At 41.7% G+C, this 14,832-nt stretch carries 11 protein-coding genes; all 11 read left to right on the top strand.

The window, feature by feature from the left end; genetic code table 11:
- Positions 1–42 precede the first annotated feature (42 nt).
- The 11 genes from rpoB to rplB all read left to right on the top strand — a co-directional run bounded on the left by rpoB (position 43) and on the right by rplB (position 14,814).
- On the top strand, positions 43–3,855 hold the full coding sequence (rpoB, locus tag NBH01_RS16335) for a DNA-directed RNA polymerase subunit beta (RefSeq protein ID WP_008762029.1): 3,813 nt from the start codon (positions 43–45) through the stop codon (positions 3,853–3,855).
- A 106-nt stretch (positions 3,856–3,961) separates the two neighbouring features.
- Positions 3,962–8,245, top strand: coding sequence for a DNA-directed RNA polymerase subunit beta' (gene rpoC, locus NBH01_RS16330; protein WP_008762030.1), 4,284 nt, complete (start codon positions 3,962–3,964; stop codon positions 8,243–8,245).
- A gap of 143 nt (positions 8,246–8,388) precedes the next feature.
- On the top strand, positions 8,389–8,694 hold the full coding sequence (locus tag NBH01_RS16325; protein WP_008762031.1) for a DUF3467 domain-containing protein: 306 nt from the start codon (positions 8,389–8,391) through the stop codon (positions 8,692–8,694).
- A gap of 136 nt (positions 8,695–8,830) precedes the next feature.
- Positions 8,831–9,232, top strand: coding sequence for a 30S ribosomal protein S12 (rpsL, locus tag NBH01_RS16320; protein ID WP_055221655.1), 402 nt, complete (start codon positions 8,831–8,833; stop codon positions 9,230–9,232).
- Between the two features lie 143 nt (positions 9,233–9,375).
- The gene (gene rpsG, locus NBH01_RS16315; RefSeq protein WP_008762032.1) at positions 9,376–9,852 is read left to right on the top strand and encodes a 30S ribosomal protein S7; all 477 of its coding nucleotides are present in this window, start codon (positions 9,376–9,378) and stop codon (positions 9,850–9,852) included.
- 55 nt (positions 9,853–9,907) lie between these two features.
- The gene (gene fusA, locus NBH01_RS16310) at positions 9,908–12,025 is read left to right on the top strand and encodes an elongation factor G (RefSeq protein WP_008762033.1); all 2,118 of its coding nucleotides are present in this window, start codon (positions 9,908–9,910) and stop codon (positions 12,023–12,025) included.
- 84 nt (positions 12,026–12,109) lie between these two features.
- On the top strand, positions 12,110–12,415 hold the full coding sequence (rpsJ, locus tag NBH01_RS16305; protein WP_002558075.1) for a 30S ribosomal protein S10: 306 nt from the start codon (positions 12,110–12,112) through the stop codon (positions 12,413–12,415).
- A gap of 18 nt (positions 12,416–12,433) precedes the next feature.
- On the top strand, positions 12,434–13,051 hold the full coding sequence (gene rplC, locus NBH01_RS16300; RefSeq protein ID WP_008762034.1) for a 50S ribosomal protein L3: 618 nt from the start codon (positions 12,434–12,436) through the stop codon (positions 13,049–13,051).
- A complete protein-coding gene (gene rplD / locus NBH01_RS16295; RefSeq protein ID WP_008762035.1) occupies positions 13,051–13,677 on the top strand; it encodes a 50S ribosomal protein L4 in 627 nt (208 codons plus the stop codon). The genes rplC and rplD overlap by 1 nt, the downstream gene beginning before the upstream one ends.
- A 16-nt stretch (positions 13,678–13,693) precedes the next feature.
- Positions 13,694–13,984: a 50S ribosomal protein L23 gene (gene rplW / locus NBH01_RS16290; protein WP_234141660.1), complete on the top strand. Its 291-nt coding sequence runs from the start codon at positions 13,694–13,696 to the stop codon at positions 13,982–13,984.
- A 5-nt stretch (positions 13,985–13,989) separates the two neighbouring features.
- On the top strand, positions 13,990–14,814 hold the full coding sequence (rplB, locus tag NBH01_RS16285; protein ID WP_008765427.1) for a 50S ribosomal protein L2: 825 nt from the start codon (positions 13,990–13,992) through the stop codon (positions 14,812–14,814).
- Positions 14,815–14,832: the final 18 nt, after the last annotated feature.

The raw sequence follows: 14,832 nt of genomic DNA, 5'->3' as shown, positions 1-14,832 counted from the left end.
TGTGTATATATTTCAAATTAAGTTCTCCAAATTCATTCACAGATGTCTTCAAATACTGTAAATCAAAGAGTTAATTTTGCTTCGACTAAGAATCCGCTTGAATATCCGGATTTCCTGGAAGTACAATTGAAGTCATTCCAAGACTTTCTACAATTAGATACCCCACCTGAAAAGCGCAAGAATGAGGGTTTGTATAAAGTATTTGCTGAAAACTTCCCTATTGCCGATACAAGAAACAATTTTGTTCTTGAGTTTTTGGATTATTATATTGATCCGCCGCGCTATACCATCGATGATTGTATAGAGCGTGGGCTCACATATAGTGTTCCTTTGAAAGCGAAACTTAAGCTGTACTGTACCGACCCCGATCACGAGGATTTTGATACAGTTATTCAGGACGTATTCCTCGGCCCGATCCCTTACATGACTGATAAGGCTACTTTCGTCATTAACGGTGCCGAACGTGTAGTTGTGTCACAGCTTCACCGTTCTCCGGGTGTGTTCTTCGGTCAGAGTGTACATGCCAATGGTACGAAACTTTACTCGGCTCGTATTATTCCGTTTAAAGGTTCGTGGATTGAGTTTGCTACCGACATCAATAATGTGATGTACGCATACATCGACCGTAAGAAGAAATTGCCGGTAACTACTTTGTTACGCGCGATTGGCTTCGAGAACGATAAGGATATTCTTGAGATTTTCAACCTTGCAGAAGATGTTAAGGTAAACAAAACAAATCTGAAGAGAGTTCTGGGTCGTAAGTTAGCTGCACGTGTTTTGAAAACATGGATTGAAGATTTCGTTGATGAAGATACCGGTGAAGTGGTTTCTATCGAACGTAACGAGGTTATTATCGACCGTGAAACCGTACTGGAGGAAGTACATATTGATGAAATTCTGGAATCGGGAGTTCAAAACATCCTTTTGCATAAGGACGAGCCGAATCAATCTGATTTCTCTATTATATATAATACTCTGCAGAAGGACCCGAGTAACTCGGAAAAAGAAGCTGTGTTGTATATCTATCGTCAGTTGCGTAACGCTGATCCGGCCGATGATGCAAGTGCACGTGAAGTTATCAACAACTTGTTCTTCTCAGAAAAACGATATGACCTTGGTGATGTAGGTCGTTACAGAATCAACAAGAAGCTGAATCTGACGACTGATATGGACGTGCGTGTCCTCACGAAGGAAGATATCATTGAAATCATCAAATATCTGATTGAGTTGATTAACTCAAAAGCAGATGTGGATGATATTGACCACTTGAGCAACCGTCGTGTACGTACAGTAGGTGAACAGCTTTCTAACCAGTTTGCTGTTGGTCTGGCTCGTATGTCTCGTACGATTCGTGAACGTATGAACGTTCGTGACAATGAAGTATTTACTCCGATTGATTTGATCAATGCGAAGACTATTTCTTCTGTGATCAATTCTTTCTTTGGAACAAATGCTTTGTCACAGTTCATGGACCAGACGAACCCGTTGGCTGAAATTACGCACAAGCGTCGTATGTCTGCACTGGGGCCTGGTGGTCTTTCTCGTGAACGTGCCGGATTTGAGGTTCGTGACGTTCACTATACACACTACGGTCGTCTTTGTCCGATTGAGACTCCTGAAGGTCCGAATATCGGTTTGATTTCTTCCTTGTGTGTATTCGCTAAAATTAATGAGCTGGGATTCATTGAAACTCCGTACCGTAAGGTGGAAAACGGAAAAGTGGATCTTTCTGATAATGGTCTGGTTTATCTGACTGCTGAAGAAGAAGAAGAAAAGATTATTGCACAGGGTAATGCTCCGTTGAATGATGACGGTACATTTGTCCGCAATAAAGTTAAATCTCGTCAGGATGCTGACTTCCCGGTTGTAGAACCGTCTGAAGTAGATTTGATGGACGTTTCTCCTCAGCAGATTGCATCGATTGCTGCTTCACTGATTCCGTTCCTGGAACATGATGATGCTAACCGTGCATTGATGGGATCAAACATGATGCGCCAGGCAGTTCCTTTATTGAGAAGTGAAGCTCCGATTGTAGGTACAGGTATCGAACGTCAGTTAGTGAGAGACTCTCGCACGCAGATTACTGCAGAAGGCGATGGTGTTGTTGACTTCGTTGATGCTACTACGATCCGTATTTTGTATGACCGTACAGAAGACGAAGAATTTGTAAGCTTCGAGCCTGCTTTGAAAGAATATAGAATTCCGAAGTTCCGTAAGACGAACCAGAACATGACAATTGACTTGCGTCCGATTTGTGACAAAGGTCAGCGCGTGAAGAAGGGTGATATCCTGACTGAAGGTTATTCTACCGAAAAGGGTGAATTAGCTTTGGGTAAAAACCTGTTGGTTGCTTATATGCCATGGAAGGGATATAACTATGAGGATGCTATCGTATTGAACGAACGCGTGGTTCGCGAGGACTTGTTGACTTCTGTTCACGTAGAAGAATACTCTCTGGAAGTTCGTGAAACGAAGCGCGGTATGGAAGAATTGACTTCTGATATTCCGAATGTAAGTGAGGAAGCTACTAAAGACCTGGATGAAAACGGTATCGTAAGAATTGGTGCGCGTATCGAACCGGGTGATATCATGATCGGTAAGATTACTCCGAAAGGTGAATCTGATCCTTCTCCGGAAGAAAAACTACTTCGTGCTATCTTCGGTGATAAGGCAGGTGATGTGAAAGATGCTTCTTTAAAAGCTTCTCCTTCTTTGAAAGGTGTTGTTATTGATAAGAAACTTTTCTCACGTGTAATCAAGAACCGTAGCTCTAAACTGGCGGATAAAGCATTGTTGCCTAAGATTGACGATGAGTTTGAATCAAAGGTTGCAGACTTGAAGCGTATTCTGGTTAAGAAACTGATGACTTTGACTGAAGGCAAGGTTTCTCAGGGTGTGAAAGACTACTTAGGAGCAGAAGTTATTGCTAAGGGATCTAAGTTCAGTGCTTCTGATTTTGATTCACTTGACTTTACTTCTATTCAGCTGAGTAACTGGACTAGTGATGACCATACTAATGGTATGGTTCGTGATCTGGTTATGAACTTTATCAAGAAATACAAAGAGCTGGATGCTGAATTGAAGCGTAAGAAGTTTGCTATCACTATCGGTGATGAACTTCCGGCTGGTATCATTCAGATGGCTAAAGTATATATTGCTAAGAAACGTAAGATTGGTGTAGGTGATAAGATGGCAGGTCGTCACGGTAACAAGGGTATCGTGTCACGTGTTGTGCGTCAGGAAGATATGCCGTTCTTGGCAGATGGTACTCCGGTTGACATTGTACTGAATCCGTTGGGTGTGCCTTCTCGTATGAACATTGGTCAGATTTTTGAAGCTGTATTAGGTCGTGCCGGAAAAACTTTGGGCGTGAAATTTGCAACTCCTATTTTTGACGGTGCTACGATGGACGACTTGGATCAGTGGACAGACAAAGCGGGATTGCCACGTTACTGTAAAACTTATCTTTGTGATGGTGGTACAGGTGAGCAATTTGACCAGGCAGCAACCGTAGGTGTGACTTATATGCTGAAGCTGGGGCACATGGTTGAAGACAAGATGCACGCTCGTTCTATCGGTCCGTACTCATTGATTACTCAGCAACCTCTTGGTGGTAAAGCACAGTTCGGTGGTCAGCGTTTCGGAGAAATGGAGGTTTGGGCACTCGAAGGCTTCGGTGCTGCTCATATCCTGCAGGAAATCTTGACTATTAAGTCTGACGACGTAGTAGGACGTTCTAAGGCTTATGAAGCAATTGTGAAAGGTGAACCGATGCCGCAACCCGGTATTCCGGAATCCTTGAACGTATTGTTACACGAGTTGAGAGGTTTAGGCTTGAGTATCAACCTAGAATAAAATAATGAAAGAATGCAGGATGTCAATAGGCCGATGAAGGTCTGTTGACATTCGCATCTTCTTTAATTTCCAATGATTCAATTATCAAATCTCAATTATATAGAGTATGGCTTTTAGAAAAGAAAATAAGACGAAAAGCAATTTCTCGAAGATCTCAATTGGTCTGGCTTCTCCGGAAGAAATCCTAGAGAATTCGAGTGGTGAAGTTTTGAAGCCTGAAACCATAAATTACCGTACGTACAAACCCGAACGCGATGGTTTGTTCTGCGAGCGCATTTTTGGTCCTATTAAGGATTACGAATGCCATTGCGGTAAATATAAGCGTATCCGTTATAAAGGTATCGTCTGCGACCGTTGTGGTGTAGAAGTTACAGAAAAGAAAGTACGCCGTGAACGTATGGGACATATACAGTTGGTGGTGCCGGTGGCACACATCTGGTATTTCCGTTCGCTTCCAAATAAGATCGGTTATTTGCTCGGACTGCCGACAAAGAAGCTGGATTCGATTATATATTACGAACGTTATGTTGTTATTCAGCCGGGTGTAAAGGCTGAAGATGGCATTGCCGAATATGATTTACTTTCTGAAGAAGAATATCTGGATATTCTGGATACACTTCCGAAGGACAATCAATATCTGGAGGATAATGATCCGAATAAGTTCATCGCTAAGATGGGAGCTGAAGCAATTTATGATTTGCTGGCTCGTTTGGATCTGGATGCTCTGTCTTATGAATTGCGTCACCGTGCAGGCAATGATGCTTCACAGCAACGTAAGAATGAGGCATTGAAACGTCTTCAGGTTGTAGAATCGTTCCGTGCATCACGTGGACGTAACAAGCCGGAATGGATGATTGTACGTATCGTACCGGTTATTCCGCCCGAACTCCGTCCATTGGTTCCATTGGATGGTGGTCGTTTTGCTACTTCCGACTTGAATGACCTTTATCGTCGTGTTATCATTCGTAACAACCGTCTGAAGAGATTGATCGAAATCAAAGCTCCGGAAGTAATCTTGCGTAATGAGAAACGTATGCTTCAGGAATCTGTAGACTCATTGTTCGATAATTCACGTAAATCAAGTGCAGTGAAGACGGATGCTAACCGCCCGTTGAAATCACTGTCTGATAGCTTGAAAGGTAAACAAGGACGTTTCCGTCAGAACTTGCTGGGTAAACGTGTTGACTACTCTGCACGTTCGGTAATTGTCGTTGGTCCGGAACTGAAGATGGGTGAGTGCGGTATTCCTAAATTGATGGCTGCCGAACTTTATAAGCCGTTTATTATCCGTAAACTCATTGAACGTGGTATCGTTAAGACGGTGAAATCTGCAAAGAAGATTGTAGATCGTAAGGAAGCTGTGATCTGGGATATTCTGGAACACGTAATGAAAGGACATCCTGTACTGTTGAACCGTGCTCCGACATTGCACCGTTTGGGTATCCAGGCATTCCAGCCGAAGATGATTGAAGGTAAAGCTATCCAGTTGCACCCGTTGGCATGTACGGCATTCAACGCCGACTTCGACGGTGACCAGATGGCTGTTCACTTGCCTTTGAGTAACGAAGCAATTCTTGAAGCTCAGATGTTGATGCTTCAGTCACATAATATCCTGAATCCGGCAAACGGTGCGCCTATTACTGTACCTGCACAGGATATGGTTCTTGGTTTGTATTACATTACCAAGTTGCGTGCCGGTGCTAAGGGAGAAGGACTTACATTCTACGGACCGGAAGAAGCATTAATCGCTTATAATGAAGGTAAGGTAGATATTCATGCTCCGGTAAAGGTGATCGTGAAAGACGTTGATGAAAATGGTAACATTGTTGACGTTATGCGTGAAACTTCTGTAGGACGTGTGATTGTTAATGAAATTGTTCCTCCTGAAGCAGGTTATATCAATACGATTATTTCTAAGAAATCTCTTCGTGATATCATTAGTGATGTAATCAAGGTTTGTGGTGTGGCTAAAGCTGCAGACTTCTTGGATGGAATCAAGAACTTAGGTTACCAAATGGCCTTTAAGGGTGGTTTGTCATTCAACTTGGGTGATATTATTATCCCGAAAGAAAAAGAGACATTGGTACAAAAAGGTTACGACGAAGTTGAACAAGTCGTAAACAACTATAATATGGGTTTCATTACCAACAACGAACGTTATAATCAGGTAATTGATATCTGGACACATGTGAACTCTGAGTTGTCTAACATCTTGATGAAAACTATTTCTTCGGATGATCAAGGATTTAACTCTGTATACATGATGCTGGATTCGGGTGCCCGTGGTTCTAAAGAACAGATTCGTCAGTTGTCCGGTATGCGTGGTTTGATGGCTAAGCCCCAGAAAGCTGGTGCTGAAGGTGGTCAGATTATTGAAAACCCGATCTTGTCAAACTTTAAAGAGGGACTTTCTGTGTTGGAGTACTTTATCTCTACTCACGGTGCCCGTAAAGGTTTGGCGGATACCGCTTTGAAGACTGCCGATGCCGGATATTTGACTCGTCGTCTGGTAGACGTTTCTCACGACGTGATCATCACGGAAGAAGACTGCGGTACACTTCGTGGATTGGTTTGTACAGACTTGAAGAATAACGATGAAGTAATCGCTACCCTGTATGAACGTATCTTAGGGCGTGTTTCTGTACATGATATTATTCATCCTACTACAGGCGAATTACTTGTTGCCGGTGGTGAAGAAATCACAGAAGAAGTTGCTAAGAAGATTCAGGATTCTCCGATTGAAAGCGTTGAAATCCGTTCTGTATTGACTTGTGAAGCGAAGAAGGGTGTTTGTGCTAAGTGTTACGGACGTAACCTGGCAACAAGCCGCATGGTTCAGAAGGGTGAGGCTGTCGGTGTAATTGCTGCTCAGTCAATCGGTGAGCCGGGTACACAGTTGACATTGCGTACATTCCACGCCGGTGGTACTGCTGCGAATATTGCGGCAAATGCAAGTATTGTGGCTAAGAACAGTGCTCGTCTGGAATTTGAAGAACTTCGTACGGTAGATATCGTAGACGAAATGGGTGAAGCTGCAAAAGTAGTGGTAGGCCGTTTGGCTGAAGTTCGTTTTGTGGACGTAAATACTGGTATCGTTCTTTCTACGCACAATGTACCTTATGGTTCTACATTATATGTATCGGATGGTGATCTGGTTGAAAAGGGTAAGTTAATTGCTAAATGGGACCCGTTCAATGCCGTTATTATAACTGAAGCAACTGGTAAGATTGAATTCGAAGGTGTAATTGAGAATGTTACTTATAAGGTGGAATCGGATGAAGCAACCGGTCTTCGTGAAATCATCATTATTGAATCTAAGGATAAAACGAAAGTTCCTTCGGCTCATATCCTGACAGAAGACGGTGATCTGATTCGTACTTATAACTTACCGGTAGGTGGTCACGTGATTATTGAAAATGGTCAGAAAGTGAAAGCCGGTGAAGTAATCGTGAAGATTCCGCGTGCTGTAGGTAAGGCGGGTGACATCACGGGTGGTCTTCCTCGTGTTACTGAGTTGTTTGAAGCACGTAATCCGTCTAATCCTGCTGTCGTTTCTGAAATTGACGGTGAGGTTACAATGGGTAAGATCAAGCGTGGTAACCGTGAAATCATCGTAACTTCGAAAACAGGTGAAGTGAAGAAGTATCTTGTTGCATTGTCCAAACAGATTCTGGTTCAGGAGAACGACTATGTGCGTGCTGGTACTCCATTATCTGATGGTGCTACTACTCCGGCTGATATCCTGGCAATTAAAGGTCCTACGGCTGTACAGGAATATATTGTGAATGAAGTTCAGGATGTATACCGTCTGCAGGGTGTGAAGATCAATGATAAGCATTTTGAGATTATCGTTCGCCAGATGATGCGTAAGGTTCAGATCGATGAGCCGGGTGATACTCGCTTCTTGGAACAACAGGTAGTGGATAAGCTTGAGTTTATGGAGGAAAACGATCGTATCTGGGGTAAGAAAGTGGTTGTTGATGCAGGTGATTCTCAGAATATGCAGCCGGGACAGATTGTGACTGCTCGTAAGTTGCGTGATGAGAACAGTATGCTGAAGCGCCGTGACTTGAAACCTGTTGAGGTACGTGATGCTGTAGCTGCAACTTCGACTCAGATTCTTCAGGGTATTACGCGTGCTGCACTGCAGACTTCAAGCTTTATGTCAGCTGCATCCTTCCAGGAAACAACGAAGGTGTTGAATGAGGCTGCTATCAATGGCAAGACAGATAAACTTGAAGGAATGAAGGAAAACGTAATTTGCGGTCACTTAATTCCGGCAGGTACAGGTCAGCGTGAATTTGAAAAGATTATCGTTGGTTCAAAAGAAGAGTATGATCGTATCTTGGCGAACAAGAAGACAGTACTTGATTACAATGAAGTAGAATAATACAATTCAATTGACTATATGAAAAAGGAGCGATTGCTGTAGCAGGCAGTTGCTCCTTTTTTTTGTTTCTTTTACCTGACTGTATCATTCTTATCTCGATAAAATTTTGTTATTTTGCAAAAAAACATTTTATCTTATTTAATATGGAAGAACAAAATAACAACCAGTTACAGATCGAGTTGAAAGAAGAAGTAGCGCAAGGAACTTATGCGAATCTTGCAATCATTACTCATTCAAGCTCTGAGTTTATTCTAGACTTTGTACGGGTTATGCCAGGAGTGCCGAAAGCAGGAGTGCAATCTCGTATTATAGTAGCTCCAGAACACGCAAAACGCTTGTTGCGGGCATTGGAGGATAACATAGCAAAGTATGAACGTGCTTTTGGACCTATTCGTATTTCTGAAGAGTCACCGATGCCTCCGCTAAGTGTTGTAAAAGGCGAAGCATGAGGTTGATATAAAAACATTAAAAAAGAAAAAAAAGTTGTAGCGCATTGAATATTCAAATATTATTCGTATTTTTGCAGCCCAAAATGTATAGTTACGAAATTAATATAACAATAATATAAATCAAAAAACAATTAAAATGCCTACAATTCAGCAATTAGTAAGAAAAGGACGCGAAGCGCTGGTGGAGAAAAGTAAATCTCCAGCCTTGGATTCATGTCCTCAAAGACGTGGCGTTTGCGTGAGAGTATATACTACTACTCCGAAGAAGCCGAACTCTGCAATGCGTAAAGTAGCTCGTGTACGTTTGACTAACCAAAAAGAGGTTAACTCATACATTCCGGGAGAAGGACACAACTTGCAGGAACACTCAATCGTTTTGGTACGTGGCGGTCGTGTAAAAGACCTTCCTGGTGTACGTTATCACATTGTACGTGGTACACTTGATACAGCAGGTGTTGCTGGTCGTACTCAAAGACGTTCTAAATACGGAGCTAAGCGTCCGAAACCAGGACAAGCTGCACCGGCTAAGAAAAAATAAGGATTAAAACCTAATTAGAATTAAAGTAATAACTTACGTTTTAGTTTGTTGGAAATGCTAAAGGTTGAGTAAATTCTCCGGTGGGAGAGTTGAAGAAGTCAAGAAGTAGACAACCAAGAACAAAAACATTATTTTTCAAACAAATGAGAAAAGCAAAACCAAAAAAACGCGTAATCCTTCCGGATCCCGTTTTTAATGACCAAAAGGTTTCTAAGTTTGTAAACCATTTGATGTATGATGGTAAAAAGAATGCGTCTTATGAAATCTTTTATGCCGCTCTGGAAACAGTGAAAGCAAAACTTCCTAACGAAGAAAAATCAGCTCTCGAAATCTGGAAAAAGGCTTTGGATAATGTAACTCCGCAAGTAGAAGTAAAATCTCGTCGTGTAGGTGGTGCTACCTTCCAGGTTCCTACTGAAATCCGTCCTGATCGTAAAGAATCGGTTTCAATGAAAAACTTGATTCTGTTTGCTCGCAAAAGAGGTGGTAAATCTATGGCAGACAAATTGGCTGCTGAAATCATGGATGCCTTTAACGAACAGGGTGGCGCATACAAACGTAAAGAAGATATGCATAGAATGGCTGAAGCTAACCGTGCATTTGCTCATTTCAGATTCTAATACTATAAGAATATAACCGATTTAGATTAAAAACTTAAAGTAAAGGAATAAGAAAATGGCAAAGACAGATTTACATTTGACTCGTAATATCGGTATCATGGCTCACATTGATGCCGGAAAAACAACAACTTCTGAACGTATCCTGTTCTACACTGGATTGACTCACAAAATTGGTGAGGTACACGATGGTGCTGCAACAATGGACTGGATGGAACAGGAGCAAGAACGTGGTATTACTATTACATCTGCTGCAACAACAACAAGATGGAAATATGCTGGTGATACTTATAAAATCAACTTGATTGATACTCCGGGACACGTTGACTTTACTGCTGAAGTAGAACGTTCGTTACGTATTCTGGATGGTGCTGTGGCTGCTTACTGTGCAGTAGGTGGTGTAGAACCTCAATCAGAAACTGTATGGCGTCAAGCTGATAAGTATAATGTGCCACGTATTGCGTACGTAAACAAAATGGACCGTTCGGGTGCTGACTTCTTTGAGGTTGTACGCCAGATGAAAGCTGTTTTGGGTGCTAATCCTTGTCCAATCGTTGTTCCTATTGGTGCTGAAGAAACCTTCAAAGGTCTGGTAGACTTGATTAAAATGAAAGCTATCTATTGGCATGATGAAACAATGGGAGCTGACTATACAGTTGAAGAAATACCGGCAGATCTCGTTGATGAAGCAAATGAATGGAGAGATAAAATGCTTGAAAAGGTAGCTGAGTTTGACGATGCTTTGATGGAGAAATATTTCGACGATCCTTCTACTATTACAGAAGAAGAAGTGTTGAGAGCCCTCCGCAATGCAACAGTTCAGATGGCAGTTGTACCAATGTTGTGTGGCTCTTCATTTAAGAATAAGGGTGTTCAGACATTGTTGGACTATGTTTGTGCTTTCTTGCCTTCTCCATTGGATACTGAGAATGTGATTGGTACAAATCCGAATACAGGTGCAGAAGAAGATCGTAAACCGAGTGATGATGAGAAAACATCAGCTTTGGCATTTAAGATTGCTACTGACCCTTATGTAGGTCGTTTGACTTTCTTCCGTGTATATTCGGGTAAGATTGAAGCTGGTTCTTATATCTATAATTCTCGCTCTGGTAAGAAAGAACGTGTTTCTCGTCTGTTCCAGATGCATTCAAACAAGCAGAATCCGGTTGAAGTAATCGGTGCTGGTGATATTGGTGCAGGTGTAGGTTTTAAAGATATTCATACTGGTGATACGCTTTGTGATGAAACAGCTCCGATCGTATTAGAGTCTATGGACTTCCCGGAACCGGTAATCGGTATTGCAGTTGAGCCTAAAACTCAGAAAGACATGGATAAATTGTCTAACGGTTTGGCTAAGCTCGCTGAAGAAGATCCGACATTTACAGTTAAGACTGATGAGCAAACTGGACAGACTGTAATCTCTGGTATGGGTGAGTTACACTTGGATATCATTATTGACCGTTTGAAACGTGAATTTAAAGTAGAATGTAACCAAGGTAAACCTCAGGTTAATTATAAAGAAGCTATCACTAAGACAGTTGATCTTCGTGAAGTTTATAAGAAACAGTCTGGTGGTCGTGGTAAGTTTGCAGATATCATCGTTAAGATCGGTCCTGTTGATGAAGATTTCAAAGAAGGCGGATTGCAGTTTATCGATGAAGTGAAGGGCGGTAATATTCCTAAAGAATTTATTCCTTCAGTTCAGAAAGGTTTCACAAGCGCAATGAAGAACGGTGTGTTGGCCGGATATCCGTTGGATTCAATGAAGGTAACTTTGATTGATGGTTCATTCCATCCGGTTGACTCTGACCAGTTGTCTTTCGAAATTTGTGCTATTCAGGCATATAAGAATGCATGTGCTAAAGCAGGTCCGGTATTGATGGAGCCTATCATGAAGCTGGAGGTTGTTACTCCGGAAGAAAACATGGGTGATGTGATCGGTGACTTGAATAAGCGTCGTGGTCAGGTTGAAGGTATGGAATCTAGCCGTTCCGGTGCTCGTATTGTGAAAGCAATGGTGCCACTGGCTGAAATGTTTGGTTATGTAACAGCGTTACGTACTATTACATCTGGTCGCGCAACTTCATCAATGGTATATTCTCATCACGCTCAAGTTTCTAACTCTATTGCTAAGGCAGTATTGGAAGAAGTAAAAGGACGTGCTGATTTACTCTAAAAGAATATCAAAAGCAGCAGGCTAGCGAATGACTCTTAGCCTGCCGCTTTCTCTTATTTATAAATATATTAATTTAAAACCATAATGAGTCAGAAAATTAGAATTAAATTGAAATCTTACGACCACAACTTGGTTGACAAGTCAGCTGAGAAGATTGTAAGAACCGTAAAGGCTACGGGTGCTATTGTTAGTGGTCCAATTCCTCTGCCTACGCACAAGCGTATCTTTACAGTGAACCGCTCGACTTTCGTTAACAAGAAGTCACGTGAACAGTTTGAACTCTCTTCTTATAAGAGATTGATCGACATCTATAGCTCAACTGCTAAGACGGTAGATGCTCTTATGAAGCTTGAGTTGCCGAGTGGTGTGGAAGTAGAAATTAAAGTTTGATAATTAAAAATTAGTGAAATGCCAGGATTATTAGGAAAAAAAATCGGAATGACATCCGTTTTCAGTGCTGATGGTAAGAATGTACCATGCACTGTTATCGAAGCAGGTCCTTGTGTTGTTACTCAGGTTAAAACTGTCGAAAAAGATGGCTATGCAGCTGTTCAGTTGGGTTTCCAGGACAAAAAGGAAAAACATACAACTAAACCGTTGATGGGCCACTTCAAGAGAGCTGGAGTAACACCGAAGAGACACTTGGCCGAGTTCAAAGAATTTGAGACAGAGTTGAATCTGGGTGATACTATTACTGTAGAGATGTTCAATGACGCTACTTTCGTAGACGTTGTCGGAACTTCTAAAGGTAAAGGTTTCCAGGGTGTAGTTAAGAGACATGGTTTCGGTGGTGTAGGCCAAGCTACTCACGGTCAGCACAACCGTGCTCGTAAGCCGGGTTCTATCGGTGCTTGTTCTTATCCAGCTAAAGTATTCAAAGGAATGCGCATGGGCGGACAGCTCGGTGGTGACAGAGTTACTGTTCAAAACTTGCAGGTATTAAAAGTAATCGCGGATCATAACCTTCTTTTGATCAAAGGTTCTATCCCGGGTTGCAAAGGTTCAATCGTAATAATTGAGAAATAATGGAAGTTAACGTATATAACATTAAAGGTGAAGACACTGGGAGAAAGGTTACGTTAAACGAATCTATCTTCGGAATTGAGCCCAACGACCACGCTATCTATTTGGATGTAAAGCAATTTATGGCCAACCAGCGTCAGGGTACTCATAAGTCAAAAGAAAGAAGTGAAATCAGTGGCTCTACTCGTAAGATCGGTCGCCAGAAAGGTGGTGGTGGAGCACGTCGTGGTGATATGAATTCACCGGTACTCGTTGGTGGTGCTCGTGTTTTTGGTCCGAAACCAAGAGACTACTTCTTCAAGTTGAATAAAAAAGTTAAGACATTGGCTCGTAAGTCAGCATTGTCTTATAAAGTTCAGAACAACGCGCTTATTGTTGTTGAAGACTTCGTTTTTGAAGCTCCTAAGACAAAAGATTTCGTTGCTATGACAAAAAATCTTAAAGTTTCCGATAAAAAGCTACTTGTAATTTTACCGGAAGCAAATAAAAACGTATATTTGTCAGCTCGTAACATAGAGGGTGCAAACGTGCAGACTGTCTCAGGATTAAATACTTACAGAGTATTGAATGCTGGGGTTGTTGTGCTTACAGAAAACTCTCTGAAGGCTATTGACAATATCTTAATTTAAAAAGGAGGCTTAAATAATGGGAATTATTATTAAACCGTTGGTAACAGAGAAAATGACTGCAATCACTGATAAGCTGAATCGTTTCGGCTTTGTTGTATGTCCTGATGCTAACAAACTGGAAATTAAGAAGGAAGTTGAAGCTCTTTATAATGTTACTGTAGTTGATGTGAATACAGTGAAGTATGCTGGCAAAAATAAAAGCCGTTATACTAAAGCAGGTATCATCAATGGCCGTACGAATGCATTCAAAAAAGCAATCGTAACATTGAAAGAAGGAGATACTATTGATTTTTATAGTAATATTTAATAAAAATGGCAGTACGTAAATTAAAGCCCACAACACCGGGGCAAAGACATAAAATTATTGGTACTTTCGAAGAAATTACTGCATCAGTACCAGAAAAGTCTCTTGTATATGGTAAGAAATCATCTGGTGGTCGTAACAACGAAGGTAAGATGACTATGCGCTACATTGGTGGCGGTCATAGAAAGGTGATTAGAATTGTTGATTTCAAGAGAAACAAAGACGGTGTACCAGCAGTGGTTAAGACAATTGAATACGATCCGAATCGTTCGGCTCGTATCGCTTTGTTATATTACGCTGATGGAGAAAAAAGATATATTATTGCTCCCAATGGATTGCAAGTTGGTGCGACTCTGATGTCGGGTGAAACAGCAGCGCCAGAGATTGGTAATACTCTTCCCCTTCAGAATATTCCGGTTGGTACTGTAATTCACAATATTGAGTTACGTCCGGGACAGGGTGCTGCTCTGGTTAGATCAGCTGGAAACTTTGCTCAGTTAACTTCTCGTGAGGGTAAGTATTGTGTGATTAAATTGCCTTCAGGTGAAGTAAGACAGATTCTTAGCACTTGTAAAGCTACTATCGGTAGTGTTGGTAACTCAGATCATGGATTGGAACGCTCAGGTAAGGCTGGACGCTCTCGTTGGCAAGGTCGTCGTCCTCGTAACCGTGGTGTTGTAATGAACCCGGTTGATCACCCGATGGGTGGTGGTGAAGGACGTTCTTCCGGAGGACATCCAAGATCTCGTAAGGGATTGTACGCTAAGGGACTTAAGACTAGAGCTCCTAAGAAACAATCGTCTAAGTACATTATTGAGAGAAGAAAAAAGTAATCTGATTAATTGAGTAAA

Source organism: Bacteroides sp. B1-V-101 (genome assembly GCF_023656585.1).
In the GTDB taxonomy this organism is placed as follows: Bacteria; Bacteroidota; Bacteroidia; order Bacteroidales; family Bacteroidaceae; genus Bacteroides; species Bacteroides thetaiotaomicron.
This window is presented reverse-complemented; position numbering and strand designations above follow the sequence as displayed.

Coding starts and splice junctions, on each gene's coding strand:
- rpoB (WP_008762029.1), top strand. CDS start 43: ATGTCTTCAAATACTGTAAATCAAAGAGTTAATTTTGCTTCGACTAAG.
- rpsL (WP_055221655.1), top strand. CDS start 8,831: ATGCCTACAATTCAGCAATTAGTAAGAAAAGGACGCGAAGCGCTGGTG.
- rpsG (WP_008762032.1), top strand. CDS start 9,376: ATGAGAAAAGCAAAACCAAAAAAACGCGTAATCCTTCCGGATCCCGTT.
- rplD (WP_008762035.1), top strand. CDS start 13,051: ATGGAAGTTAACGTATATAACATTAAAGGTGAAGACACTGGGAGAAAG.
- rplB (WP_008765427.1), top strand. CDS start 13,990: ATGGCAGTACGTAAATTAAAGCCCACAACACCGGGGCAAAGACATAAA.
- NBH01_RS16325 (WP_008762031.1), top strand. CDS start 8,389: ATGGAAGAACAAAATAACAACCAGTTACAGATCGAGTTGAAAGAAGAA.
- fusA (WP_008762033.1), top strand. CDS start 9,908: ATGGCAAAGACAGATTTACATTTGACTCGTAATATCGGTATCATGGCT.
- rpoC (WP_008762030.1), top strand. CDS start 3,962: ATGGCTTTTAGAAAAGAAAATAAGACGAAAAGCAATTTCTCGAAGATC.
- rpsJ (WP_002558075.1), top strand. CDS start 12,110: ATGAGTCAGAAAATTAGAATTAAATTGAAATCTTACGACCACAACTTG.
- rplW (WP_234141660.1), top strand. CDS start 13,694: ATGGGAATTATTATTAAACCGTTGGTAACAGAGAAAATGACTGCAATC.
- rplC (WP_008762034.1), top strand. CDS start 12,434: ATGCCAGGATTATTAGGAAAAAAAATCGGAATGACATCCGTTTTCAGT.